We start from the raw sequence: 26,367 nt of genomic DNA, 5'->3' as shown, positions 1-26,367 counted from the left end.
TAAAGGAGAATGGAATATGGAACGTAGTTTATCGATGGAATTAGTTCGTGTGACTGAAGCAGCGGCACTGCAGAGTGCAAAATGGGTAGGTAAAGGATTGAAGAACGAAGCAGATGATGCAGCAACAACTGCGATGCGTACAGTATTTGATACCATCCCGATGGACGGTGTCGTTGTCATCGGTGAAGGTGAGATGGACGAGGCGCCGATGTTATATATCGGTGAGGAACTCGGGACTAAAGAAGGTCCAGCCATCGATATCGCAGTCGATCCCTTAGAAGGAACGACACTTGTTGCAGAAGGCAGCTGGAACGCGATGACTGTCCTTGCTGTCGGTGACCGCGGGACACTCCTTCATGCGCCGGACATGTATATGGAGAAGATTGCGGTGGGCCCTGAATGTAAGGGTGTGGTTGACATCACGAAGAGTGTCAGCGAAAACTTGCATGCGGTCGCAAAAGCGAAAAATAAAGATATTTCTGAAGTAACAGCGACACTTCTCAACCGCGAACGTCATCAAGGCATCATCAAGGAAATCCGTGAGACAGGTGCACGTATCAAACTCATTGAGCACGGCGATGTAGCAGGGGCTATCAATACCGCATTTGATTTCACAGGTGTTGATATTTTATTCGGTTCAGGGGGGGCACCGGAAGGCGTGATCGCGGCCGTAGGTATTAAAGCGCTTGGCGGCGACTTCCAGGGCATTCTGTTACCTGAAGATGCTGAGCAGGAAGAACGATGCCGCAAGATGGGTATCGAACCGAATACAGTGCTTCAGCTGGATGATATGGTTAAAGGTGATGATGCTATCTTTGCAGCGTCTGCAGTCACTGACGGCGAACTGATGAAAGGTGTTCAGTTCAAAGGTGGATTTGCAACGACGCATTCACTTGTCATGCGTGCTAAATCAGGCACGGTCCGCTTTATTCAGGGGCGTCACAGTCTTGAGAAAAAACCGGGTCTTACCATCAACGAGTCAGATACAATCTAATAGAACAGTCAGCATGCGTGGCATGCTGATTTTTCTTTTGGCATGATTCATTTTATGATAAACTATGAAAGCTCATCGCAAAAGCTCCGCATTATGCCCTCTCATCTATCATCAGAGAAACGAATATATTAAATAGAAGGTGTCATATGACTGAAAAACAACGAACAAGCCCGCAGTATGAATCTTTTGATGCGCTTTATAAGAACAGTACGACCAAAGAACTGACCGCACGCGCAAAAGAACTGGGACTTGTGAACTATAGTAAACTAAATAAAAAAGAGCTGGTTCTGGCTGTCATGGAAAAACAGATGGAACAGGACGGCAATTATTATATGGAAGGCGTACTGGATGACATTCAGTTGGACGGCTACGGCTTCTTAAGAACGGTCAACTATTCAAAAGGCGAAAAAGATATCTATATTTCAGCCAGTCAGATCCGTCGCTTTGAGATCAAACGAGGCGATAAAGTAACGGGGAAAGTACGTAAGCCTAAAGAGAATGAGAAGTATTATGGCCTGCTGCAGGTGGATTTTGTAAACGATCAGAATGCTGAAGAAGTGAAGAAGCGGCCTCATTTCCAGGCATTGACGCCTCTTTATCCGGATAGACGCATCAAGCTTGAAACGACGAAGACAGCTTATTCAACGCGTATTATGGATCTTGTGACGCCTATTGGTTTTGGCCAGCGGGGCATGATTGTCGCACCGCCGAAAGCAGGAAAGACGTCTCTGCTGAAAGAAATAGCGAATGCCATCTGTACGAATCATCCGGATGCGAAGCTTTTTATTTTACTGGTGGGTGAGCGACCGGAAGAAGTGACTGATCTTGAGCGTTCTGTTGAACAGGCGGAAGTTGTTCATTCGACGTTTGATGAGCCGCCTGAACATCATGTTAAAGTGGCTGAACTCTTGCTTGAACGCGCAAAACGCCTGGTTGAGCTCGGTGAAGATGTCATCATCCTGATGGATTCCATCACAAGACTGGCTCGTGCCTACAATCTGGTGATTCCGCCGAGCGGACGCACACTATCAGGGGGTCTCGATCCAGCGAGCCTGCATAAGCCGAAAGCCTTCTTCGGTGCGGCGCGTAACATTGAAGCGGGCGGCAGCCTGACGATTCTCGCGACAGCACTTGTGGATACAGGTTCGCGTATGGATGACATGATTTACGAGGAGTTCAAGGGGACGGGCAATATGGAACTGACACTTGACCGTAAGTTAGCTGAAAAACGGGTCTATCCGGCAATAGATATCCGCCGGAGCTCGACACGTAAAGAAGAACTGCTGCTGGATAAAAAAGAACTTGATATGGTCTGGCAGCTGCGCAACTTATTCACTGAAGCACCTGACTTCACCGAACGCTTCTTAAGACGCCTGAAACAGAGCGATAATAATGCTGATTTCTTCAAGCAGTTAGGTGAGCGCATGGCTGAGAGTGCAAAGAGTGGCAAACCGATTATTTAATGGTTGCATTCTGAGGAGAGAGCCTATATAATATGTAAGTATTGACGTGTATAACACGAATAACTCTGTTCCAGATGGTTCAGGGCAAAGGAGCTGAAAAATAATGAAACAAGGCATTCATCCAGAATACCGTAAAGTAATCTTCTTAGATTCTACTACAGACTTTAAATTCTTAAGCGGTTCTACTCGTTCTTCAAACGAAACGATGACATGGGAAGACGGTAACGAATATCCGGTTATCCGTTTAGATATCTCTTCAGATTCTCACCCATTCTACACTGGCCGTCAGAAATTCGCATCTGCGGATGGTCGTGTTGAGCGTTTCAACAAGAAATTCGGATTCAAATCAAGCAACGAATAATAGCTTACGAGTTCCACATTCAACTGAATGCTGGAACTTTTTTTGTATCAACAAAATCGGCTTCTACTATACGTTTATAAGTTCTGTTTTATGATATAATGAAGCGATTATGTGTTAAAAGGTGGCAGGTCAAATGTATGAAAGTTATCACGCAGGCTGGGTAGAATGTATTGCCGGCAGTATGTTCAGTGGCAAAAGTGAAGAGTTAATCAGACGCATCAGACGCGGTCTATATGCCAAGCAGAAAGTCATGGTCTTTAAACCGCAGATTGATAACCGTTATAGCGATGATGAAGTCGTCTCTCATAACGGTACAAAAGTAGAGGCATTCAATGTGCCGGGTTCAGCAGCTATACTGGACCACGTGACGAGTGATATCGATATCGTGGCGATAGATGAAGTCCAGTTTTTTGATAAAGGTGTCGTTGACATTGCGACGGAACTCGCCAACCGGGGACATCGCGTCATCGTTGCAGGTCTGGATATGGATTTTAAGGGGGTACCTTTTGATCCGGTGCCGGAACTGATGGCTATCAGTGAGCACGTCACTAAGCTGCAGGCGGTCTGTGCGGTATGTGGTTCGCCCGCATCACGGACGCAGCGCCTGATAGATGGTCAGCCAGCGCGTAGCGATGACCCGCTTATTCTGATTGGCGCAAATGAAAGTTACGAACCAAGATGCCGAGCACATCATGTTGTAAGAAGTACGGAGGAGGAATAATATGTTAGATCAGTTAGAAATCGTAGAAGATCGTTATGAACAACTGAATGAGTTACTGAGTGATCCAGATGTGGTATCGGATCCGGCTAAACTGCGTCAGTATTCAAAAGAGCAGGCAGATTTATCAAAGACAGTAGAAGTCTACCGGAATTATAAGGAAGTCAAGCAGCAGCTGGAAGAAGCCCTCGAAATGATGGCGGATGCTGAAGATGCCGAAGAAGAAGCGATGATTAAAGAAGAAATCGCAGAACTGAAGCCACAGATTCCGGCACTGGAAGAAGAACTGAAACTGCTGTTGATACCAAAGGACCCGAACGATGATAAGAACGTTGTAATGGAGATCCGCGGTGCAGCGGGCGGAGACGAGGCAGCTATTTTTGCCGGCGACTTATTCCGTATGTATTCTAAGTTCGCTGAAGAACAAGGCTGGAAGATTGAGATTATGGAAGCGAGCGAAGCGGATCACGGGGGCTACAAAGAGATTATCTTTATGATCAACGGCACCGGCGCCTTCAGTAAGCTGAAATTCGAGAACGGCGCGCATCGTGTGCAGCGTATCCCAGCTACTGAAAGTGGCGGACGGATTCACACCTCAACGGCAACGGTAGCCGTGCTGCCTGAAGTAGAAGATGTTGAAATTGATATCAAGCAGGAAGATCTAAGAATTGAGACTTACCGTTCAAGCGGCTCAGGTGGTCAGCACGTCAACACGACTGATTCTGCCGTACGTATCACGCACATTCCGACCGGCATTGTAGCCACTTCATCAGAAAAATCACAGATTCAGAACCGTGAGAAGGCATTGAAGCTTCTGAAAACACGTGTCTATGATATGATGCTGCAGGAAGAACAAGCAAAATATGCGGAGCAGCGTAAATCTGCCGTCGGTTCAGGTGACCGTTCAGAACGTATCCGTACCTATAACTATCCTCAGAACCGTGTGACAGATCATCGTATCGGTCTGACGATTCAGAAGCTCGACCAGATTGTGGAAGGTAAAGTCCTGGAAATCATCGAGGCACTGACAGTCGCTGAACAGACATCTAAGCTTGAAGAGTTGAACGAAGGTGTCCTTTAAGCCGAGTGAGCTGCTAGTCCCTGCGCGTCAGCTTCTGGCCGCGCAGAATATTCCTGTGAACGGCGCTGAGTGGCTGCTGATGGATTTATTCAACTTATCCAAGATGGATATCATGATGGATCAGCCGCTGCTGACTCATGAGATGCAGCAACTCTATGCCGCTAAAGTTGAGCAGCTGGCAGCCGGGGTGCCTCTTGCGCATCTGACAGGCTTTCAGATGTTCTATGGTCGTTCATTTCAGGTGAATGACCAAGTCTTGATTCCACGCCCGGAGACAGAGGAACTCGTCGAACGAACACTTAAACATACAGGCAGTGTTGTGGCTGATATCGGGACGGGCAGCGGCTGCATTGCTATAACACTTGCACTGGAGTCTGATTACGAAGTTTACGCAGTGGATATCAGTCATGCAGCGCTAGAAGTAGCGAAGCGCAACGCAGAATTATTAGGTGCATCTGTCCGATTTTTGCAGGGCGATCTGCTCGAACCTATTAAGACACAAGGGATTTTGCTGGATATACTGGTCTCCAATCCCCCTTACATTGCCGAAAGTGAAAAAGAGTGGATGTCTGATTCTGTACTGAATTTCGACCCGCATCTGGCGCTGTTCGCTGAAGATGAGGGACTGGCCCTCTACAAAAGGATGCTGGAGGATTTACCTGCCGTGATGAAGGCGGAGGGCTATGTACTGTTTGAAATCGGCCATGCACAGGGGCGTGCCTTGAAAGAGTATGTCAATCAGCTTTATCCGCACATCGAAGTTCACATAGAAAAAGATATTAATCAGCTGGACCGCATCATCTGGTTCAAATGGTGTCAATAAGTTATGCACAAAACGTAAAAGTTATCCACAATTTGTGCATAACTTTTTATTTTATATTAAACTATTGATAATGGAGGCGATAATGAGATGGAAACGTATGTTTGGGATGTGCGTAACTATGTGCATGACTTATCCACATATCCACAGATAGAAGAAATCAGAGCAGGATTTGAAGACAATGAACTTATTGCAATACCGACTGAAACGGTTTACGGGCTTGCTGCCAATGCTAGAAGTGCGGCGGCTGTAGCCAAGGTGTATCTCGCTAAAGGCAGACCGAGTGACAACCCGCTGATCGTCCATATTCACTCGCAGGAGCAGCTGGATTTTGTCAGAGAGATTCATCCGGCAGCCCAGCAGTTGATGAACCATTTCTGGCCGGGACCTATTTCGTTTATACTGCCCCTCAAGAAGGACAGTCTGGCTGAACAGGTGACTGCAGGTAAAGACACAGTGGCTGTCAGGATGCCGGAAGATAGCATCGCACAGCAGCTGCTGAAAATCGTCGGACTGCCTCTTGCAGCCCCGAGTGCCAATTTGAGTGGCCGTCCTTCGCCGACCAATTATGAACATGTCTATGATGACTTGAATGGACGTATCTATGGCATTGTCCGCGGCGATGATAGTCATATCGGCATTGAGAGTACGGTGCTTGACTGTTCGAGCTACCCATTTAGAATTGCGCGGCCGGGTGCTATTACAGCTTCCATGCTGGAAGGTGTGGTAGCGGGATGTGTGACAGAAGCTGACTATACGAGTGATGAAGCGCCGATTGCCCCAGGTATGAAATATCGTCACTATGCGCCGAACAGTCCGATTCAGTTGATAGAAGGTGGAATATCTGCACCTCTTCACGCTGATGCTCATACAGCGGTTGTGGGGCCGGAAAGCATTCGTACGCTTGTGACAGGTGGTACGTTCTATCCCCTCTGTCAGGATGAACAGGATATTACAGGGGCATCGGCACATCTCTATGATGTTCTGAGATCAATTGATCACAATCAGGCAATATCCCGAATTATTCTTAGCGGTTTTAAACGTGATGAAGCGAGTCAGGCGCTGATGAATAGAATAGATAAGGCGTCAGCCGGAAAGTAGGAAGAAGATGAAGATTGTTTTTGTCTGTACAGGTAATACGTGCCGCAGTCCGCTCGCCGAGAGTCTCGCTCAGGCAGCTATACCGGCACATCACTTTGGATCGAGAGGGCTTGCTGCCTTCCCTGGCGCACCCGTGTCAACGTATTCAGCTGAACTTATCGAGCGGCATCATCTGCCGGCAGTCGGTCCGGCAACGCCTTTCTCTGATGAGGATGCTGAGGCAGATTTGATTCTGACGATGTCGCAGCAGCATAAAGACAGTATCCGCTCTCTCTATCCTTTGGCGAATGTCTACACGCTTGCAGAATATGCATCAGGCAGCCCGGCTGATATTGTCGATCCATACGGGGGGCATTTTGCACATTATGAACAAGTCTTTACAGAATTGAGAGCGCATATTGACAATTTAGCTAAAAAACTGCCACCTGTTTAATAAACACTCGAGGAAAAAATACAAATAAGCTATAATGAACCTATTCGAGTAAGGGAGGTCTGAAAATGAAAGTTGCAATTGCAAGTGACCATGGTGGCTATCAGCACAAAGAAGCCATCAAGAACCATCTTGATGAATTAGGGATTGAATATAAGGATTTTGGTACTCATTCACCGGATTCTGTTGATTATCCGGATTATGCACGTCCGGTCAGTGAAGCAGTGACGTCTGGTGAATATGACAGAGGGATTCTGATCTGTGGCACAGGTATCGGGATGTCTATCGCAGCGAACAAAGTGAAAGGTATCCGCTGTGCACTTGTACATGATGTCTTCACAGCACAAGTCACGAGACAGCATAATGACTCCAATGTGCTCGCAATGGGCCAGCGCGTCATCGGGGAAGGGCTTGCACTTTTAATCGTTGAGACATGGCTGAAAGGTGAGTTTGAAGGCGGACGTCATCAGGCAAGAATCGATAAGATTAAAGTACTGGAAGATGCTTATGACAGACATTAAAACATTGCTTGCGGAACTGGCAGCGATTGACTTCTTCGAAGAAGGCGAGGTCTGTGTCATCGGCTGTTCCACGTCAGAAGTCATCGGCGAGAAAATCGGTACCCATAGTTCGGATGAAGTTGCAGAGGCTTTCTTTGAGGCGTTCATGGCGATTGCTGAGAGAACAGGTGTCCACTTCGTCTTTCAGGGCTGTGAGCATATCAACCGGGCGCTCACTATGGAGAAAGCACTGGCTGACAAGCTGGGGCTGCAGACTGTAACAGTAGTGCCTGTCAGAAAAGCGGGCGGCAGTATGAGTGCATACGCATATCGCCATTTCACAGAACCTGTCGTCGTTGAACATATTCAGGCGGATTGCGGTATTGATATCGGCCAGACTTTAATCGGTATGCATATCAAGCATGTGCAGATTCCAGTGCGGGTCAAGACCCAAAAAGTCGGCGAGGCAGTGGTGACGATCGCCACTCATCGTCCGAAGCTGATTGGCGGTCCAAGAGCGCAGTATGAATTAAACTAAGGGGGATTCATCATGATCAAGAAACAGGATGCAGAGCTTTATCAGGCAATTGAAAAAGAACGAGCAAGGCAGAACAGCAACATCGAGTTGATCGCATCGGAGAACTTTGTATCTGAAGCGGTGATGGAAGCACAAGGTTCTGTGCTGACTAACAAATATGCTGAAGGCTATCCGGGGAAACGCTATTACGGCGGCTGTGAATTCGTGGATATCGCAGAAAATCTGGCGAGAGACCGTGCTAAGGCGTTGTTTGGAGCAGATCACGTGAATGTTCAACCGCATTCAGGTTCTCAGGCCAATATGGCGGTTTACCGTGTGGCACTGGAAGCAGGGGATACAGTGCTGGGCATGGATCTCTCTCATGGCGGTCACTTGACACATGGCTCTAAAGTCAATTTCAGCGGTATCGACTACAAGTTCGTTGCTTATGAAGTGGCTAAGGAAACAGAAATGATCGATTACGATGAAGTACGTCGCCTGGCACAGGAACATCGGCCAAAACTGATTGTAGCAGGCGCATCTTCATACTCACGTCAAATTGATTTTGCCCGTTTCAAGGAAATCGCTGATGAAGTCGGTGCCAAGCTGATGGTAGATATGGCGCACATAGCGGGTCTTGTCGCAGTTGGCCTTCATCCAAGTCCGGTGCCGCATGCTGATTTTGTGACGACAACCACCCATAAGACGCTCCGCGGACCGCGTGGCGGGATGATTCTCTGCAAAGAAGAATATGCCAAGGCGATCGATAAAGCGATCTTCCCGGGTATTCAAGGCGGACCGCTCATGCACGTCATCGCTGCTAAGGCCGTTGCATTCGGTGAAGCCCTGCAGCCTGAGTTTAAGGAATATCAGGAACAGGTCCTGAAAAACGCTGCTGCTCTAAGCGAAGCTTTAAAAGAAAAAGGGCTGCGTATCGTCTCAGGCGGTACTGATAATCATGTATTTGCAGTAGATGTCACGACTTTCAATCTGACAGGAAAAATCGCTGAAAAGGCACTTGATGAAGTCGGTATCACCACAAATAAAAATACGATTCCTTTTGATGAGAACAGCCCATTTGTGACAAGCGGTATTCGTATCGGCACTCCTGCAGTGACGACACGCGGCTTCAAAGAAGAGGAAATGAAAGAAATTGCAGAGATTATCGCAGATGTTCTGCATAATCACGAAGATGAGGAAACACTGGAACGAGCGAAAGAACGTGTCAGCACACTCGTTGCAAGATTCCCTTTATATCAATAAAAGAGAGGTGCAGTAATGGGCAAAGTACATGTATTTGACCACCCATTGATCCAACACAAATTAAGTTATATTCGCGATGAGCAAACAGGTACAAAGGAATTCCGAGAGCTTGTCGATGAAGTGGGTATGCTGATGGCTTATGAAGTCACACGTGACCTTGAACTGCAGGATGTCGAGATTCAGACACCTGTCACTCAAATGACAGCTAAGCGTTTAGCAGGCAAGAAGATTGCAGTCGTTCCTATCCTGAGAGCAGGACTGGGTATGACTGATGGCGTGCTGAAATTGATTCCGGCGGCACGTGTCGGGCATATCGGCCTCTACCGCGACCCGGAGACACTGAAACCGGTTGAGTATTTTGCGAAATTACCGCAAGACATAGAAGAACGTGATTTCATTGTCGTCGATCCGATGCTCGCAACAGGCGGCTCTGCTATTGAAGCGATCAACTCACTTAAAAAGCGTGGCGCACTCAAAATCCGTTTTATGTGCTTAATTGCAGCGCCGGAAGGTGTGGAATTATTAAAAGAAGCGCATCCTGACGTTGATATCTATATTGCCGGCCTCGATGAGAAGCTGAATGATCATGGATATATCGTGCCGGGACTTGGCGATGCAGGCGACCGTTTATTCGGTACAAAATAAGGAGAGAAGACAAACATGAAGAAGATTATGACCGTATTTGGGACGAGGCCGGAAGCTATCAAGATGGCACCTCTCGTTTTACAGTTGAAGAAAGAAGAAGGACTGGAGCCGATTGTTGTTGTGACGGCGCAGCATAGAGAAATGCTTGATCAGGTGCTGGAAATCTTTGATATCACACCTGACTATGATCTTAACATCATGAAGGCAGGTCAGACACTGACGGAAGTGACGGGCCGTGTACTGACAGGTCTTGAAGGCGTCATTAAAGAAGCGAAGCCGGATATGATTCTTGTTCACGGTGATACGACGACGACGTTTGCAGGTGGACTTGCGGCCTTCTATAATGAAGTCGCTATCGGCCATGTAGAGGCAGGTCTTCGAACCTTCAATAAATATTCTCCGTTTCCGGAAGAAATGAACAGACAGATGACAGGGGTTCTGGCGGACCTACATTTTGCGCCGACAGATGAAGCAGCTGAAAATCTGCGCCGTGAGAATAAACCGGAAGATGCTATTGTTGTAACAGGCAACACAGCAATTGATGCATTATCCACCACTGTCCAGGATGATTACCACAGCGAAATCATCGATGCATATGCCGATAAGAAAATCATTCTGCTGACAGCTCATCGTCGTGAAAATATTGGTGAGCCGATGCATAATATCTTCAAAGCCATCAAGCGGATCATCGATGAACATGAAGATGTGACAGTTGTCTACCCGATGCATAAAAATCCAAAGGTACGTGAAATCGCTGCGCAGTATCTGGCTGATCATGAGCGCATCAAGCTGATTGAACCGCTCGATGTAATTGATTTCCATAACTTTGCGGCGAGAAGTCATTTCATTCTGACAGATTCAGGCGGTGTACAGGAAGAAGCACCGTCGCTCGGCAAACCGGTCATCGTCCTTCGTGACACAACAGAACGTCCGGAAGGTGTCAAGGCAGGAACACTTAAGCTTGCAGGTATTGAAGAGGAAGACATCTACCGCTTAACGAAAGAACTGCTGACAGATGAATCAGTCTATAATGCCATGAGTCAGGCCAGCAATCCATACGGTGATGGTCACACTTCTGAAAGAATCTGTGCGCATATTAAACATTATTTCGGCTTGACAGAGGAGAAGCCAGCGCCATTCAAGGTTATAGATTAATAAAAAGAGATAGCAGCGATAATGCGAAAATAAAACGATTAAATGTGTCCGAAATGTGAACATTGTGTTAAACTTTATTTTCTGAGTTTTTGGCATGGCATTGACACACATTTAGGGCTATATTATCATAAACCTTGGAATGTAACGGTTTTCATTGCGTTCGAAGGAGACATATTTTATGTCAAGTTTCAAAATCTTTTTTAAGCATTATCTGCAGTTTTTTCTCTATCTAATCCTCGTGCTTCTTGTCATCTATTTTTTTACAGGAAGTAGTTTCGCGTTAGGATTAATCATCGGTACGGTTGCTTCAGCAATCAGTGCTTTTGTATGGCATCACTATCTGTATCGCGCGATCAATAGTGAGTCGCTGTACATCTCTAGCGGTATGGGCATTCGTTTTCTCATTGCAACAATGGCCTGCCTCTTCTGGGTGAGATTTCCTGAAGCGATCAGCATCTACGGCATCGCGCTTGGCCTCACTTTAACGTATGTTATGATTCTCATACATACATTTATCAGTCTGAAACAATAATAAATAATAGGAAGAGGTGAACAAATGGAACACGCATCACCACTCTATATCTGGAACTTCATGGGGCACGATATTATCTTTAATCTCAGCTCGATTATGATGCTCGTGGTTACAGCTGCCATCGTTCTTCTGATTGCGATACTTTGCACTCGCAATTTAAGTCACAGACCATCGGGTGCACAAAACTTTATTGAATGGATATTCGACTTCACACGCGGTATCATCAATAGCAATATGGACTGGGGAAGAGGGGCACGCTTTCACTTTTTAGCGGTCACTTTATTACTCTTCATTTTTGTTGCTAACATGCTCGGTTTACCATTTGCGATTGTGACAGGACATACTTTATGGTGGAAATCGCCGACAGCAGACGCGACTGTCACGCTGACGCTTTCAACTTTAATGGTTGTGCTGACACACTACTATGGTATTAAGATGCGCGGTGCAGGCAATTATTTCAAGAGTTTTGCTCAGCCAGTCTGGTTTATGGTACCTTTCAAGATCATCGAGGAGTTTTCATCTACGCTGACACTCGGTCTTCGTCTTTACGGTAACATCTTTGCCGGTGAGGTTTTACTCGGCTTACTTGCAGGTATCGGCGGTGCTGGAATGCTTGGCTGGTTCGGTGCAGCAATCCCGCTTATCATCTGGCAAGGTTTCTCAATTTTCGTAGGCGCTATCCAGGCTTACATCTTCGTAATGTTATCAATGGTTTACATGTCACATAAAGTGTCTGAAGATCATTAATATAAAATAAAAAACAATTATATTTCTTTAGGAGGAAATTATTAATGAATTTATTAGCAGCAGCAATCGCAATTGGTTTAGCAGCACTTGGCGCAGGTATCGGTAACGGTCTTATTGTTTCTCGTACAGTTGAAGGGGTTGCACGTCAACCTGAAGCACGTGGTCCATTAATGACAATCATGTTCATCGGTGTAGGTTTAGTCGAAGCCCTTCCTATCATCGCAGTAGTAGTAGCATTCATGGTCATGAACCGCTAATTATAATCTATAACTCGTTAAGGCGAAGTCTTTATGATTTCGCCATTCATTTATGACTTTAACTGTGATGAAAGGAGCGTTAATATTGAATTTCTTTATTTTAGGAGCAACTGAACATGCTGGCGGCGTTGAATGGGGAACTGTCTTCGCAACACTTCTGACATTCATCATTTTACTCGCACTGTTACGCAAATTCGCATGGGGTCCGCTGAAAAATATCATGGATGAGCGTCAGCAGGCGATTAATTCTGATATCGACAACGCAGCGACTCAGAACGAAGAAGCAAGACGTTATGCTGAAGAAAATAGAGCTTTACTTACACGTACCCAAGGAGAAGTACAATCAATCCTTGAAAACGCAAAAGTACAGGCAAAGCGTGAGCATGAAGAGATTCTTCATACTGCGAATGCAAGAGCCAACAAATTATTAGAAGATGCACAAGCTGAAATCGAGAACGAAAAGAAACGTGCAATTGCGGACATCAATGACCGTGTTGCAGAACTTTCTGTTCTGATTGCATCTAAAGTCATCAACAAAGAAATCAATGAACAGGATCAAAAACAACTTGTGAGCCAGTTTATTCAAGAGGCAGGCGATAAATAATGGTTATCGCGAAGAAATATGCCGAAAGTCTATTCGAAGTCGGTCACGAGCAAGGGGTAGCGGACAGCATCAAGAAAGATCTGGACACTTTAAAGACAGTCGTATCAGCAGACCAGTCTTTCCATCGTTTCGCTGAAGACCCACAAGTATCCAAACAATCTCGCATCGAATTTGTCGAAAAGACGTTCAAAGGCGTCGATCAGCCGCTGATGAATTTACTTAAAATTCTGGCTGAACGTAAACACCTGGAACTGATTCCGGCAATCAGTGCAGAGTATGAGCATTTTTATAACGAAGCGAATGAACAACAATATATGAAAGTAGAATCTGTCTATGCGCTCTCTGATGAAGAGATCAATGACATCGGCAAAGCTTTCATCAAGCGTACAGGCTATAAAAGATTACTGATTGAAAATATCATCAACACTGATTTGATTGGCGGCATCAGAGCGACAATCGGCACAACAGTTTATGATGGTTCAGTTCAGAATAGTCTTAAAGAAATCTCAAAAGCAGTTCAACAACATTAATCATTAAGGAGTGACATAGATGGCCATCAAAGCTGAAGAAATCAGTGCACTGTTAAAGTCACAGATTGCAAACTATGAATCTGGTGTGACAGTAACAGATGTCGGTACAGTAATTCAGGTCGGTGACGGTATCGCTTTAGTTCACGGTCTTAACAACGTTATGGCAGGGGAACTTGTAGAATTTCATAACGGTGTCTTAGGACTTGCGCAGAACTTAGAAGAAAACAATGTAGGTATCGTTATTTTAGGACCTTATACAGGAATTAAAGAAGGAGACGAAGTGAAACGTACAGGTCGCATCATGTCAGTACCTGTAGGTGAAGAACTGATTGGTCGTGTAGTGGATCCTCTCGGTCAGCCAATCGACGGTAAAGGCCCTCTTAACACTACTAAAACACGTCCTATAGAATCTCCTGCTACAGGCGTTATGGACCGTAAATCAGTAGACGAGCCGCTGCAGACAGGTATTAAAGCGATTGATGCACTTGTACCTATCGGTCGTGGTCAGCGTGAGTTGATCATCGGTGACCGTCAGACAGGTAAGACAACCGTTGCGATTGATACGATTCTTAACCAGAAAAATGAAGATATGATCTGTGTCTACGTCGCTATCGGACAAAAAGAATCAACAGTGCGTACAGCAGTTGAAACTTTACGTCAGCACGGCGCATTAGATTACACTATCGTCGTATCAGCATCAGCATCACAACCAGCGCCACTTCTTTACCTTGCACCTTACTCAGGTGTCGCAATGGCTGAAGAGTTCATGTTCAATGGTAAGCACGTCTTAATCGTTTATGATGATTTAACGAAGCAGGCAGCAGCTTACCGTGAGTTATCATTATTACTTCGTCGTCCGCCAGGTCGTGAAGCTTATCCTGGGGATGTCTTCTACTTACATAGTCGTTTACTTGAGCGTGCAGCTAAATTAAACGATGATTTAGGTGGCGGATCCATCACAGCGCTTCCATTCGTAGAAACGCAGGCAGGGGATATTTCAGCTTACGTTCCGACCAACGTTATCTCTATCACAGATGGTCAGATTTTCTTACAGTCAGATTTATTCTTCTCAGGTGTGCGTCCAGCGATCAACGCAGGTTTATCCGTTTCACGTGTAGGGGGTTCAGCCCAGATCAAAGCGATGAAAAAAGTAGCAGGTACACTACGTCTGGATTTAGCGTCATACCGTGAGCTTGAATCCTTCGCGCAGTTCGGTTCTGACTTAGATCCGGCCACTAAAGCGAAACTTGAGCGTGGTAAACGTACAGTAGAAGTGCTGAAACAAGACGAAAATAAACCGCTGACTGTTGAAAAACAGGTTACGATTCTTTATGCACTGACTAAAGGTCACCTTGATGACATTCCTGTACAGGACATCACTCGTTTTGAAGATGAATTCTTAGGATGGGTGGGCAATAATGCACCACACCTATACCAGGAGATTCGTGAGACTAAAGCTTTACCGGCAGACGAAAAATTCGTTGACGCAATCAATGCTTTCAAAAAAATCTTCAAACGTTCAGTCTAATCAGAGAATGATAAGTAAATAAGGTGGTGACAAAATGAGTTCACTTAGAGAGATCAAAACACGTATTACTTCAACACAGAAAACGAGTCAGATTACAAAAGCCATGCATATGGTGTCTAACTCAAAACTGAGACGTGCTGAAGAAAATGCGAAAAGTTTCTATCCATATATGGATAAGATGCAGGAAACAATCTCAGCAATCGGTGGTAATGAGAGTTCACACCCTATGCTTGTAAAACGTCCCGTCAAGAAAACCGGCTATCTCATCGTAACGAGTGATAAAGGTCTTGCAGGTCCTTATAATGCAAGTGTGCTGAAAAATGTGACGAATATCATCAAAGAACGTCATAACAATGATGCAAGTCAGTACGGCATTCTGGTCATCGGTCGTGTAGGTCGAGATTTCTTGAAGGCCCGTGGTTACAACATCATCAATGAGATGGTGGGACTGCCAGAACAACCTTCATTCAAGGCGATCAATGCACTGACTAAAAATGCTGTTGAGCGATACGAGACGGGTGAATTCGATGAACTTTACCTGCACTTCAGCCACTTTATCAGTGTCCTGGAACAGGAAGTTCAGGAACGTCGTATTCTGCCGGTCAGCCAGAATGATATTCAGGCGACTGGTGCAACTGCGATGTATGAATTTGAACCCGACAAGGAAGCCATTTTAGATGTCATTCTTCCACAATATGCTGAAAGCTTGATTTACGGCGCTTTACTTGATGCTAAAGCGAGTGAACATGCTTCTCGTATGACAGCGATGAAGAATGCAACAGACAATGCTAAAGAACTGATAGATGATTTATCATTACAATATAACCGTGCTCGTCAGGCGGCAATTACACAACAGATTACTGAGATTGTCGGCGGCGCAGCGGCACTCGAATAATTTTAGGGAGGAATAATAATGGCAGTAGGTCACGTAATTCAAGTTATGGGTCCAGTTATTGATGTTAAGTTCGCACATGGTCAGTTACCAGAACTTAATAACGCTTTAACTTTAGATATCCAGCGTGAAAACGGTACTACAACGTTAACTCTGGAAGTAGCCCTTCACTTAGGTGACGATGCAGTTCGTACTATCGCAATGAGCTCTACAGACGGCGTACAACGTGGTGCTGAAGTTACAGATACAGGATCACCTATCTCTGTTCCAGTTGGGGACGAAACATTAGGACGTGTATTCAATGTTCTGGGTGAAAAGATCGATTTAGGAGAAGAGATACCAGCAAGTACTCGTCGCGATCCGATTCACCGTCTTGCACCTAAATTCGAGGAGTTATCAACAAAAGTTGAAATCCTTGAGACAGGTATCAAAGTTGTCGATTTATTAGCACCTTATATCAAAGGTGGAAAAATCGGTCTCTTCGGTGGTGCCGGTGTAGGTAAAACAGTATTAATTCAGGAATTAATCAATAATATCGCACAGGAGCACGGTGGTATTTCAGTATTCGCGGGGGTCGGTGAGCGGACTCGTGAAGGTAATGACTTGTACCACGAGATGAGTGACTCAGGCGTTATCAAGAAGACAGCGATGGTATTCGGACAGATGAACGAGCCACCTGGTGCACGTATGCGTGTTGCCTTATCAGGCTTGACAATGGCAGAATATTTCCGTGATGAACAAGGTCAGGACGTACTGTTATTCATCGACAATATCTTCCGTTTCACGCAGGCAGGTTCTGAGGTATCCGCTCTTTTAGGCCGTATGCCTTCTGCCGTTGGTTACCAGCCAACACTCGCAACTGAGATGGGTCAATTACAGGAGCGTATCACGTCTACCAACGTCGGTTCCGTAACGTCAATCCAGGCCGTATTCGTACCAGCCGATGACTATACTGACCCGGCGCCAGCGACTGCTTTCGCCCACTTAGATGCAACGACAAACTTAGAACGTAAATTAACAGAGATGGGTATCTACCCAGCCGTAGATCCACTTGCATCAACGTCACGTGCATTAACACCTGCTGTTGTAGGTGAAGAGCACTATGCAGTTGCTCGTGGTGTACAGGCTACACTTCAGAAATACCGCGAACTTCAAGATATCATTGCCATCCTGGGTATGGATGAGTTATCTGATGATGATAAAAAGACTGTTAACCGCGCACGTCGTATCCAGTTCTTCTTATCACAGAACTTCCACGTCGCTGAACAGTTCACAGGTCAAAAAGGATCGTATGTGCCGGTTGCACAGACCGTTCAGGACTTCAAGGCTATTCTTGAAGGTAAATATGACCACATCCCAGAAGATGCATTCCGTTTAGTCGGCGGCATTGAAGCAGTACTTGAACAAGCTAAAGGTATGGGTGTACAAGTCTAACTTAGGAGGAATGAGATATGAACACGTTAGCGTTAAATATTGTTACTCCTAATGGTTCAGTTTATTCTACTGAGCAGGCTGAACTTGTCGTACTACAGACTGAAGGCGGCGAGATGGGGATTATGGCCGGACATATTCCGACTGTTGCGCCGCTTAAAATCGGTGCAGTACGTGTGACGGTTGATAAAAAAGTACATTATATCGCTGTAACGGAAGGTTTTGCTGAAATCCGTGCGACAGGTGTAACAGTACTTGTACAGGCTGCTGAGCAATCAGATGCTATCAACGTTGAGCGTGCGCAGCAATCTTTAAGACGTGCACAGGAACGTCTGGAGCAGGACAAAAAAGAAGGCGTGGACTATCACCGCGCTGAGCGTGCTCTTCATCGTGCCCTTAATCGTTTGGATGTAGCCAAATATCGTTAAAACCTAAAAAGACTTAGTGAGAACTAAGTCTTTTTTTAGTTGAGGAGGAGAATATGGATACTGGAATCTATGCAATCATTCATCTGATACTTCACGTCGTGTTTACATGTCTGTCTTTTTGGGCACTTAAATCATTGAGAACAGAACAATGGTTTAAGGCGAATCATACCCAACAGATTCAGTTACTGCTGATTTTTATGAGCTTTGCGCTCGGTAAATTAGTCAGTGACTTTATCATGGATATCATCTATCTGTCACAGCAGATGACCTGGATGTAACGGCCGACAATTAAACTTACTGTTCCATGTATATTTTTGATATAGTAGAGGTTATAGAAGTAGAGTGGTGGAGGAAAAACGATGGATATGATTTTAGTAAAGGGCGGCAACCGTCTAGCAGGAACAGTTAAAGTAGAAGGCGCGAAGAATGCAGTGTTACCTATTTTAACGGCATCTATATTAGCGGATCAGGGTGTAAGTACTTTTACCAATGTACCGCAGTTATCAGATGTTGATACCATCAGTCATGTACTTGATGGTTTGAATGTCAGCGTGAAGCAGGTAGCGGCCGATACATATGAAGTAGATGCAACGTCAGAGCTTAAGTCGACGGCGAGTTATGAATATGTCAGTAAAATGAGAGCGAGTATCTTAGTGATGGGGCCTCTTCTTGCCAGATTAGGTCACGCACGGGTGGCTCAGCCAGGAGGCTGTGCCATCGGGTCACGTCCTATCGAACAGCATTTAAAAGGGTTATCCGCATTAGGCGCAGTGATTGAACAGGAAAATGGTTATTTAGTCGGCCGGGTGGATGGCCGTCTGCAGGGGGCTAATATTTATCTTGATTTCCCGAGTGTCGGCGCGACACAGAATATTGTGATGGCAGCTACACTTGCTGAAGGAACTACAGTGATTGCCAATGTCGCAAGAGAACCTGAAATTGTTGACCTCGTCGAATATTTAAATGCGATGGGTGCACGCATTACAGGTGCAGGTACAGATACATTGATCATTGAAGGTGTCGAACGTTTAACTGGCGCCGCGCATACGATTGTGCCGGATCGTATAGAAGCAGGGACTTATATGATTGCAGCAGCGATTACGCGCGGTGATGTCGTGGTGGAAGGGGCCCGTACGGAACACATGACCTCTCTGATCTCCAAACTGCAGGAGATGGGCGTTACAATCTCTGAAGAAGAACAGGGTCTGCGAGTGACGGTTAACCAGCCTCTTAAAGGCGTTGAAGTTAAAACAATGCCGCATCCAGGATTCCCGACTGATATGCAGGCCCAGATGACCGCACTGATGATGACAGCAGAGACGGAGAGCCGCATGACTGAAACAGTATTCGAAAATCGTTTCATGCATATCGATGAATTCATGAAGATGAACGGCAACACTAGAGTCAGTGACCGCACTGCTTTTATACGGAAAAGTGAGCTGCACGGTGCATCGGTAAAATCAACGGATTTACGAGCAGCTGCTGCATTGATTCTTGCCGGACTGGTCGCAGAAGGTTATACGCGTGTGACTGAGCTGAAGCACCTTGACCGTGGGTACGTTAACTTCCACGGTAAACTTAAGCAGCTGGGGGCAGATATTGAACGTACGGCAGAAGATAAAGTAGAGGTGAGGTAGAAAAATGGCTAATTATTCAGGTAATGAAGTCGTTCACCGCAAAATACCGATGTTTATGACGATTATGATTATACTCGCACTGGCACTTATTCTGTTTTTAACCGGCCTGATGATGGGCTACGGTGTTCTTCATTCACCATTCGGCATCTTTAATCCGAATACATGGACACATATTTTTGAACTGACAGGGAGCTTGAATTAGATGGAAACTATTCTGACTTTTGATGAAATCAAAAAAATTATTCCGCACCGTTATCCATTTTTGCTGATTGACCGTGTTGTTGAACTGGAAGAAGGTAAACGTTGTGTAGGGATGAAACAAGTAAGTGGGAATGAGCCTTTCTTTCAAGGACATTTCCCGGACTATGCTGTAATGCCTGGCGTTCTCATTGTTGAGGCACTCGCGCAAGTAGGTGCAGTTGCAATGCTTGATATGGAGGCGAACAAAGGGAAGATCGCTTTGTTTGCGGGCATTGATAAATGCCGCTTTAAGAAACAGGTGACACCTGGAGACACGCTGAGATTAGAAGTAGAGATCTCTAAGATTAAAGGGCCCATCGGAAAAGGAACGGCGACCGCAACAGTGGACGGCGCAGTCGCTTGCAGCTGTGAAATTACATTTGCATTAACGGATGCTAAAGAATAAGCGCAACCCCCTATCACAAAGTGTGGTAGGGGGTTTCTTTCGGATGAAACGGCTAAATAAAGTCCCGCAAACTACTTTTGCGGGACTTTGCTTAGTCTTTTTCTCTTAAAATCGGTTTAGAGACCATCATGCGATTAAAGGTGCTGATCAGTTCATCACCTGTCAGTTTATCTTCAACAAGTTGTTCGAGCAACTGTTCTGCGTAGGCCTGCCTTGGTGTATAAATATGACATTCAAAAATAACTGAAATCTTATCATTTAATTCTTTGATGTTTTTGATAGTGGCTTCAAATAGAGCGGGATCATTGGAGGCGCGTGTAATGACCACTCTTGTATCCAGGACAGTCTGATTTTCTTGATAAGCCTCCATGGTTTCTTTATGTATGCGGTCAATCAGAATTTCCAGCAACCACCCTGTGCCACTGTTCTCTTTATTAATGATGACTCCATCATGTACAGTGAACTCATGGGTGGTCTCATTTTCTACGATCTGAAACCTGAGTGCTTTAAATGTTTTCATGGATTCATCCTCCTTTCACCTATTATATAGTTTGCTTGACTGTAATTCAAAAAGTTATCAATTTTCCTGAAATGTCAGAAATAAGTCGTAGTTTTTCATCAAATACAAGTAATTTATCAGAAACTGCATAACTACAGCCGCTGAATAATAAAAACAGCGATTTTTCAATTTATTTCGGTCAGGTTATAGTGGGGGTAGAAAGGAGGTGACACATGATCAATAAAGTCGTACTTGTCGGACGCCTGGCGAATGCACCGAAATCGAATCAGCAATCTAATAAAAATAGTGTACAGTGTGTAACATTTCCGCTTGCTATTGAACGAGGATATAAACCTCGCGATGAGCAGGCTCAGACCGTGGATTTCCTCCACTGCAAAGCTTTCAACAGAACAGCAGCGAATATTTTGCAGTATTGTCGTAAAGGCTCAACGGTTTGTGTGACAGGCCAGATTCACAGCAATCGTTATCAGAAACCAGGAGAAGAGAAACCTCAGTATTTCACGGAGATTCTTATTGAGAGCATCAAGTTTCTACCGAACTTCGGTGCTATCAAAACAGGTGATATACTGCCTCAGACACCTGATGAAATCTGGAGTGAGCTATCAGATGCTGAAAAAACACATGCGATTTTGCTCGCGAAAGAAACATCAGTCAAGCAGATGATTGCTGAACAGAATACAACGCCGATAAAAACTGAACCTGTCAAGGTCATCACTGATGATAAAAGTCATGAGTTACTGCAATCATTAGATACACTCACAAATGAGACTTCACAGGAAAATGCGGAAGATGATCCGAAGGAAGCGGCCGTTCTCTCATAAGTAACTTTCTTACTCACACCCACCCCACTCACCCTTTCACACGTGCTGTCTGGAAGGGTTTTTTATTTTGATATCATTTTGTAATATCTACGTAATTTAAGGAGCTGACTTATCATTTTTCTGTAACCATAGAAATCATAAAGCGTGCTAAAGTAATATCAAGATGAAACAAAGACGGGGGACAACACAGAAATGAATAGGTTATCAGTCATTATCAGTGCTGTCATTTTGTCTGGCATTGTAGCAACAACGAATGCTGAAGCAAAAATGCAAGATTTGCAGATGGATGAATCGGTTTGGTCAATTACAGATAAATATGATAGAACGATTGAAAGTATAGAAAAGATTAATGCGGTAGATAACACCTTAATTACACCTGATCCGAAAGTAGAAGTTCTTGTAAATGGCAAGTATAAGGTAGTTAAAGGTGACACACTATCAGAAATAGCAGAGAAATGTGATGTATCAGTCAAGCAGATTCATCATTTGAACCATATTAGCGGCGAACAGACATTGACTGAAGGCCGGACGCTTTTAGTCAATTAGCATTCAGCAGGAAATTAACGCCATTAGTTAATTTCTTTTTTTTAGGAAAAATAAGCCAATCTTGATATTTTGTAATATTAGCGTAATATTACGCTTTTATCTTTTATATACCTGTAACCTATGAAATATTTTATTCTGATATATTCTTATTAATGAAAAAGCTCATTCCTAGGAGGAACAAAGTGATGAAAAAAGTATTAGCAGCATCGACTGTGGTAGCAGTAGCAGGTTCGTTCGCAGCAACAGCAAATGCAGCAGAGTATACAGTTAAATCTGGAGATACTCTCTGGGCGATTTCCCAGCAATATGGTACATCAGTTGCAAATATTAAGGCTGAAAACAATTTAACTTCCAATCTGATCTTACCTAAACAAGTCTTAAAAATTAACGAAAAAACGGTTAAAGCTGCTCCTCACGACACAACACTCTATCATATCGTTGCAGGCGATACTTTAGGCAAAATTGCTGCTCAGTTCAATGTAACAGTGGCAGACCTTAAAGCTTGGAATAACTTAGCCTCTGATTTGATTATCGCAGGTAAAACTTTAAAAGTCAGTGCACAACAGGCACCAGTGAAAACCTATCAGGCGCCAGCACAACAGGCGCCGGTGAAAACATACCAGGCACCCGCACAACCGGCACCGGTGAAAACATACCAGGCACCCGCACAACCGGCACCGGTGAAAACATACCAGGCGCCAGCACAACCGGCACCGGTGAAAACATACCAGGCACCAGCACAACAGGCGCCTAAAGCAGCAACAACTCAAACTTCAGCTGCTTCATACGCGACAAATTCCAGCGTAGATGCTCACTTGAAATTAATCATGCAACGTGAATCAGGCGGTAACCCACGCGCGGTCAACCCTGCTGGTTACTATGGTTTATTCCAGTTCTCGCCTTCAACTTGGGCAGCTGTTGGCGGTACAGGTAATCCGGCCGATGCTTCTGTTGAAGAACAATGGAAACGTGCTCGTATCCTTTATACACAATATGGTGCACAGCACTGGAGTACAGCTTATTAATCTGCCAAGACTATCTGAGGATAGTCTTTTTTTATTTGCATTCAATCTCCGGGTTCTATATGCTTAAGATAACAAAATACCTATTTACTGCTAGGGGTGCCTGATGGCTGAGATGACGATGTCAAACCCTTTACCTGATCTAGATAATGCTAGCGTAGGAAAGCGGTCGTATTTGAAGGCCTTTTTCTGCGGAAATAGGTCTTTTTTGTATGCTGAAGGAGGAATCATAATGTTTACTGATGAATTGCAACGAGAAGCGGAACCCATTATTAATGCGATTTACCATGATGCTTTTATACAAGGCATTATCAGGGGAGATATCTCAAAGGATGCAATCCGCCATTATTTAAAGGCGGATCATCTCTATCTAAATGAGTTTGCCAAAATCTACAGCCTGTTAATTGCCAAACTGGATGACCAGGCAGATATACGTTTTCTGCTTGAGCAGATTGACTTTGTTGTCAATGGTGAAGTGACTGCCCATTATACGATGGCAGATTATGTAGGGGAGGACTATACATCGATTATTGCAGGCGGCGAATGGTATCCGGCGAGTGACCACTATATCAAGCATATGTATTACAATGCCTTCAAATATGATGATGCAAGCTTCACTATCTGTGCCATGGCGCCTTGTCCTTATGTGTATCAGCAGTTAGCTTTAAAAATAAAAGAAAATCACGATTTAACAGGCAATCCTCTAAAAGACTGGGTAGATTTCTACGCGGTGAATATGGATGAATTGATGGGTCATTTAAACCGCTGGGTCAATCGTTTTGCTGAAACGACGACAGAACAGAATAAAGCCATTTTAAGACGCAATTTCCTCGAGAGCTGCGTTCATGAACGTAGATTTTTCGCGATGTCCTATCATCAGGAGACATGGGATGTTTAAAACCGCTTTATCTATTGCAGGCACAGATCCGACTGGTGGTGCCGGTACGATTGTTGATGTCAAAGTCTTTCAGTCAAGAGGCGTATACGGCATGAGCGCCATTACAAGCATTGTCGCACAGAATACGCGGGGCGTACAGCAGGTCTTCGATCAACCGGTGCATGTGCTGGAAGCTCAGCTTGAGAGTATCTACAGTGATATTGTACCGGATGCAGTCAAGACCGGTATGCTTGCGTCAAGTGAGGTCATGGATGTTGTGAGACCTTATATTGAAAAGCATCAGATTCCCTATGTCATCGACCCGGTCATGGTCGCAAAAAGCGGCGACGATCTGCTGAATGATGCAGGCAAGAACGCGGTGCGCTATAAGCTGCTCGATTTAGCGACAGTAGCGACACCGAACTTACCGGAACTCGAACGTATTCTGAACATGAAAGTGGAATCGAGAAGTGATATCGACCGTGCCGGCTCCATTTTTCTGAATGAGATCGGCAGTCAGGCTGTCATTGTAAAAGGCGGTCATATGGAAGGGGATGCCATTGATTACCTCTTTACGAGGAACGGTGTCATTGAACTGCCCGCCAGAAGGATAGCCACTCATCATACACACGGCACGGGGTGCACTTTCAGCGCAGTGATTACAGCAGAACTTGCGAAAGGCCGCTCTATAGAAGACAGTGTCCGAACTGCGAAAGCCTATATCACGAGTGCGATTCTGAACACGCCGGGACTCGGTCATGGCAACGGCCCTGTCAACCATTTCAGCTATCAGGAGGAAGAACATGAAAATCAATCAAATTAGACAAGACCAACCCCTTATCATCTGCCTGACCAACGATGTCGTCAAAAATTTCACGGCTAACGGTCTGCTGGCACTCGGTGCGAGCCCCGCTATGGCGACAGAAGTCGAAGAACTGGAAGACTTCATCAAACATGCCGGTGCGGTCCTGATCAATATCGGCTCGCTTACTAAAGAGAGTATCCCCTCTATGGAAAAAGCGGCCGAAGCAGCGAATAAATGGGGTGTGCCGGTCGTCCTGGATCCTGTGGCCTGCAGTGCGACAGCATTCAGAAAAAATTTCTGTCTGAAACTCATCGAGCAATATAAGATCAGTGTCATCCGCGGCAATGCCTCAGAAATAAAAGGGCTCATTGAAGAGACGACGATGAAAGGGACAGATAGTGACTTATCGCTTGATACAGTCGCCATAGCCAAGGCAGCAGGCGAACAGCTGAAGACAGCTATCATTGTGACAGGCGAACATGACGCTATCTATGTTCAAGGCAAGACGAAGCAGCTGTCAAACGGCACGGCAATGCTGACTAAAGTCACAGGCGGCGGATGTTTATTAGGGGCAATTGTCAGCGCTTTTATATATAATGAGGTTGAACCGACATTAGATGATTTAGTCGAAGCTGTCTCTTATTACAATATTGCAGCTGAAAAGGCGGAATCACTTGATAATGGCACTTTGCCGGGGCATTTTCAGATTAACCTGCTGGATATGTTGAACAGCACAGACGAAAATGACGTAGCGAAGAATATGCGAGTGGAAGAAGTGAGGTAATTGGAATTTAAGCGTGAGATGTTACAACTGTATTTTATCTGCGGGACCAACAATACCCGAGATATTGAAAAGGTGCTGGAGGAAGCCTTGAAAGCAGGCATTACGCTCTTCCAGTTCAGAGAAAAAGGGCAAGGTGCACTGACGGGCGAAGACAAAAAACAGATGGCGTTCAAATTGAAAGCGCTCTGTACAGAATACGGCGTCCCTTTCATTGTAAATGATGACTGGCAGCTCGCCCTGGATGTCGATGCAGACGGGATACATTTAGGTCAGGATGATGACAAGATTGCAGATATCATTGAAAAGTTCCCTGACAAGATTATCGGCCTGTCTGTCAGCAACTTTGAGGAATATGATCAGTCTGATTTAACACATGTGGATTATATTGGTGTAGGACCCGTGTATGAAACGAGTTCAAAAAGTGATGCCAAACGTCCTGGCGGTATCGAACTGATTCGTAAGATGCGGCTTTATGACGAACAGATTCCGATTGTCGCGATTGGCGGTATCACGAATCGTAACTGCGAGATGATATTAAAGGCAGGTGCAGACGGTATCTCAACCATTTCTTCCATCGCTGCCAGTTCAAACATTGAACAAGATGTGAAGAATTATCTGGATTATTACAAATAACGGAGTTCTGTAGTGATAAATGTTTAATCAGCACATAAAATGTGTTAAAATAACCTCTATGTGAAGAATACTATGAGGT

34 protein-coding genes and 1 riboswitch are annotated in these 26,367 nt (G+C 45.0%); of the genes, 33 read left to right on the top strand and 1 reads right to left on the bottom strand.

Going from position 1 to position 26,367, the window contains the following annotated elements:
• Positions 1–16 precede the first annotated feature (16 nt).
• The 26 genes from glpX to fabZ all read left to right on the top strand — a co-directional run bounded on the left by glpX (position 17) and on the right by fabZ (position 20,280).
• Entirely contained in the window at positions 17–994 is a 978-nt protein-coding gene (gene glpX, locus QSV55_RS10180) for a class II fructose-bisphosphatase (RefSeq protein ID WP_133452033.1), read from the top strand.
• 146 nt (positions 995–1,140) lie between these two features.
• Positions 1,141–2,457, top strand: a complete 1,317-nt coding sequence (gene rho / locus QSV55_RS10175) for a transcription termination factor Rho (protein WP_133452034.1) — start codon at positions 1,141–1,143, stop codon at positions 2,455–2,457.
• Positions 2,458–2,560: 103 nt separating this feature from the next.
• Complete coding sequence (locus QSV55_RS10170) at positions 2,561–2,818, top strand: type B 50S ribosomal protein L31 (RefSeq protein WP_133418455.1); 258 nt, start codon at positions 2,561–2,563, stop codon at positions 2,816–2,818.
• Positions 2,819–2,951: 133 nt separating this feature from the next.
• Entirely contained in the window at positions 2,952–3,539 is a 588-nt protein-coding gene (locus QSV55_RS10165) for a thymidine kinase (protein ID WP_289650099.1), read from the top strand.
• A gap of 1 nt (position 3,540) precedes the next feature.
• Entirely contained in the window at positions 3,541–4,617 is a 1,077-nt protein-coding gene (gene prfA, locus QSV55_RS10160) for a peptide chain release factor 1 (RefSeq protein ID WP_289650098.1), read from the top strand.
• The gene (gene prmC, locus QSV55_RS10155; RefSeq protein ID WP_289650097.1) at positions 4,607–5,440 is read left to right on the top strand and encodes a peptide chain release factor N(5)-glutamine methyltransferase; all 834 of its coding nucleotides are present in this window, start codon (positions 4,607–4,609) and stop codon (positions 5,438–5,440) included. The genes prfA and prmC overlap by 11 nt, the downstream gene beginning before the upstream one ends.
• An 87-nt stretch (positions 5,441–5,527) precedes the next feature.
• Complete coding sequence (locus QSV55_RS10150; RefSeq protein WP_289650096.1) at positions 5,528–6,538, top strand: L-threonylcarbamoyladenylate synthase; 1,011 nt, start codon at positions 5,528–5,530, stop codon at positions 6,536–6,538.
• Positions 6,539–6,545: 7 nt separating this feature from the next.
• Positions 6,546–6,971, top strand: coding sequence for a low molecular weight protein arginine phosphatase (locus tag QSV55_RS10145; RefSeq protein ID WP_133452039.1), 426 nt, complete (start codon positions 6,546–6,548; stop codon positions 6,969–6,971).
• Positions 6,972–7,036: 65 nt separating this feature from the next.
• Positions 7,037–7,489, top strand: coding sequence for a ribose 5-phosphate isomerase B (gene rpiB, locus QSV55_RS10140; protein WP_289650095.1), 453 nt, complete (start codon positions 7,037–7,039; stop codon positions 7,487–7,489).
• Entirely contained in the window at positions 7,476–8,006 is a 531-nt protein-coding gene (locus QSV55_RS10135) for a TIGR01440 family protein (RefSeq protein ID WP_289650094.1), read from the top strand. Before rpiB ends, QSV55_RS10135 begins: the two co-directional genes overlap by 14 nt.
• Before the next feature lie 12 nt (positions 8,007–8,018).
• On the top strand, positions 8,019–9,248 hold the full coding sequence (locus QSV55_RS10130; RefSeq protein ID WP_289650093.1) for a serine hydroxymethyltransferase: 1,230 nt from the start codon (positions 8,019–8,021) through the stop codon (positions 9,246–9,248).
• A 15-nt stretch (positions 9,249–9,263) separates the two neighbouring features.
• Positions 9,264–9,893 carry a uracil phosphoribosyltransferase gene (gene upp, locus QSV55_RS10125; protein ID WP_133452043.1) on the top strand — a complete coding sequence of 210 codons (630 nt, stop codon included), beginning with the start codon at positions 9,264–9,266 and terminating at the stop codon, positions 9,891–9,893.
• A gap of 15 nt (positions 9,894–9,908) precedes the next feature.
• Positions 9,909–11,048, top strand: coding sequence for a non-hydrolyzing UDP-N-acetylglucosamine 2-epimerase (wecB, locus tag QSV55_RS10120; protein WP_289650092.1), 1,140 nt, complete (start codon positions 9,909–9,911; stop codon positions 11,046–11,048).
• 178 nt (positions 11,049–11,226) lie between these two features.
• The gene (locus QSV55_RS10115; RefSeq protein ID WP_289650091.1) at positions 11,227–11,580 is read left to right on the top strand and encodes an ATP synthase subunit I; all 354 of its coding nucleotides are present in this window, start codon (positions 11,227–11,229) and stop codon (positions 11,578–11,580) included.
• 24 nt (positions 11,581–11,604) lie between these two features.
• A complete protein-coding gene (gene atpB / locus QSV55_RS10110; RefSeq protein ID WP_289650090.1) occupies positions 11,605–12,327 on the top strand; it encodes a F0F1 ATP synthase subunit A in 723 nt (240 codons plus the stop codon).
• A gap of 44 nt (positions 12,328–12,371) precedes the next feature.
• Positions 12,372–12,584, top strand: coding sequence for a F0F1 ATP synthase subunit C (atpE, locus tag QSV55_RS10105; protein ID WP_041636195.1), 213 nt, complete (start codon positions 12,372–12,374; stop codon positions 12,582–12,584).
• Between the two features lie 67 nt (positions 12,585–12,651).
• Complete coding sequence (locus QSV55_RS10100; protein ID WP_289650089.1) at positions 12,652–13,188, top strand: F0F1 ATP synthase subunit B; 537 nt, start codon at positions 12,652–12,654, stop codon at positions 13,186–13,188.
• Positions 13,188–13,718, top strand: coding sequence for a F0F1 ATP synthase subunit delta (locus QSV55_RS10095; protein ID WP_243721482.1), 531 nt, complete (start codon positions 13,188–13,190; stop codon positions 13,716–13,718). Before QSV55_RS10100 ends, QSV55_RS10095 begins: the two co-directional genes overlap by 1 nt.
• Positions 13,719–13,737: 19 nt before the next feature.
• Positions 13,738–15,246, top strand: a complete 1,509-nt coding sequence (gene atpA / locus QSV55_RS10090; protein WP_133452049.1) for a F0F1 ATP synthase subunit alpha — start codon at positions 13,738–13,740, stop codon at positions 15,244–15,246.
• 34 nt (positions 15,247–15,280) lie between these two features.
• Entirely contained in the window at positions 15,281–16,141 is an 861-nt protein-coding gene (gene atpG / locus QSV55_RS10085) for an ATP synthase F1 subunit gamma (protein WP_289650088.1), read from the top strand.
• An 18-nt stretch (positions 16,142–16,159) separates the two neighbouring features.
• Positions 16,160–17,572, top strand: coding sequence for a F0F1 ATP synthase subunit beta (gene atpD, locus QSV55_RS10080; RefSeq protein ID WP_289650087.1), 1,413 nt, complete (start codon positions 16,160–16,162; stop codon positions 17,570–17,572).
• 17 nt (positions 17,573–17,589) lie between these two features.
• Positions 17,590–17,997, top strand: a complete 408-nt coding sequence (locus tag QSV55_RS10075) for a F0F1 ATP synthase subunit epsilon (protein WP_289650086.1) — start codon at positions 17,590–17,592, stop codon at positions 17,995–17,997.
• A gap of 53 nt (positions 17,998–18,050) precedes the next feature.
• A complete protein-coding gene (locus tag QSV55_RS10070) occupies positions 18,051–18,275 on the top strand; it encodes a DUF1146 family protein (protein WP_133452053.1) in 225 nt (74 codons plus the stop codon).
• Positions 18,276–18,356: 81 nt separating this feature from the next.
• Positions 18,357–19,634 carry a UDP-N-acetylglucosamine 1-carboxyvinyltransferase gene (gene murA, locus QSV55_RS10065; protein ID WP_289650085.1) on the top strand — a complete coding sequence of 426 codons (1,278 nt, stop codon included), beginning with the start codon at positions 18,357–18,359 and terminating at the stop codon, positions 19,632–19,634.
• 4 nt (positions 19,635–19,638) lie between these two features.
• Positions 19,639–19,836, top strand: coding sequence for a DNA-directed RNA polymerase subunit beta (locus QSV55_RS10060; RefSeq protein WP_208001517.1), 198 nt, complete (start codon positions 19,639–19,641; stop codon positions 19,834–19,836).
• The gene (gene fabZ, locus QSV55_RS10055) at positions 19,837–20,280 is read left to right on the top strand and encodes a 3-hydroxyacyl-ACP dehydratase FabZ (RefSeq protein ID WP_289650084.1); all 444 of its coding nucleotides are present in this window, start codon (positions 19,837–19,839) and stop codon (positions 20,278–20,280) included.
• Positions 20,281–20,371: 91 nt separating this feature from the next.
• Here the strand turns inward: fabZ and QSV55_RS10050 are convergent, their stop codons facing one another.
• Positions 20,372–20,800 carry a YwpF-like family protein gene (locus QSV55_RS10050; RefSeq protein WP_133452056.1) on the bottom strand — a complete coding sequence of 143 codons (429 nt, stop codon included), beginning with the start codon at positions 20,798–20,800 and terminating at the stop codon, positions 20,372–20,374.
• 212 nt (positions 20,801–21,012) lie between these two features.
• Here QSV55_RS10050 and QSV55_RS10045 point away from each other — a divergent pair, with 212 nt between their 5' ends.
• The 7 genes from QSV55_RS10045 to thiE all read left to right on the top strand — a co-directional run bounded on the left by QSV55_RS10045 (position 21,013) and on the right by thiE (position 26,288).
• Complete coding sequence (locus tag QSV55_RS10045) at positions 21,013–21,621, top strand: single-stranded DNA-binding protein (RefSeq protein ID WP_289650083.1); 609 nt, start codon at positions 21,013–21,015, stop codon at positions 21,619–21,621.
• A gap of 192 nt (positions 21,622–21,813) precedes the next feature.
• Positions 21,814–22,167, top strand: coding sequence for a LysM peptidoglycan-binding domain-containing protein (locus QSV55_RS10040; protein ID WP_289650082.1), 354 nt, complete (start codon positions 21,814–21,816; stop codon positions 22,165–22,167).
• 185 nt (positions 22,168–22,352) lie between these two features.
• Positions 22,353–23,192 carry a LysM peptidoglycan-binding domain-containing protein gene (locus QSV55_RS10035; protein ID WP_289650081.1) on the top strand — a complete coding sequence of 280 codons (840 nt, stop codon included), beginning with the start codon at positions 22,353–22,355 and terminating at the stop codon, positions 23,190–23,192.
• Positions 23,193–23,274: 82 nt separating this feature from the next.
• Positions 23,275–23,370, top strand: a riboswitch (TPP riboswitch).
• 48 nt (positions 23,371–23,418) lie between these two features.
• Positions 23,419–24,087, top strand: coding sequence for a thiaminase II (tenA, locus tag QSV55_RS10030; RefSeq protein ID WP_289651075.1), 669 nt, complete (start codon positions 23,419–23,421; stop codon positions 24,085–24,087).
• Positions 24,080–24,889, top strand: coding sequence for a bifunctional hydroxymethylpyrimidine kinase/phosphomethylpyrimidine kinase (thiD, locus tag QSV55_RS10025; RefSeq protein ID WP_289650080.1), 810 nt, complete (start codon positions 24,080–24,082; stop codon positions 24,887–24,889). The genes tenA and thiD overlap by 8 nt, the downstream gene beginning before the upstream one ends.
• Positions 24,870–25,655, top strand: coding sequence for a hydroxyethylthiazole kinase (thiM, locus tag QSV55_RS10020; RefSeq protein WP_289650079.1), 786 nt, complete (start codon positions 24,870–24,872; stop codon positions 25,653–25,655). The genes thiD and thiM overlap by 20 nt, the downstream gene beginning before the upstream one ends.
• Positions 25,656–26,288: a thiamine phosphate synthase gene (gene thiE / locus QSV55_RS10015; protein ID WP_243721483.1), complete on the top strand. Its 633-nt coding sequence runs from the start codon at positions 25,656–25,658 to the stop codon at positions 26,286–26,288.
• Positions 26,289–26,367: the final 79 nt, after the last annotated feature.

Source organism: Macrococcus bovicus (genome assembly GCF_030376725.1).
Classification (GTDB): Bacteria; Bacillota; Bacilli; order Staphylococcales; family Staphylococcaceae; genus Macrococcus; species Macrococcus bovicus.
This window is presented reverse-complemented; position numbering and strand designations above follow the sequence as displayed.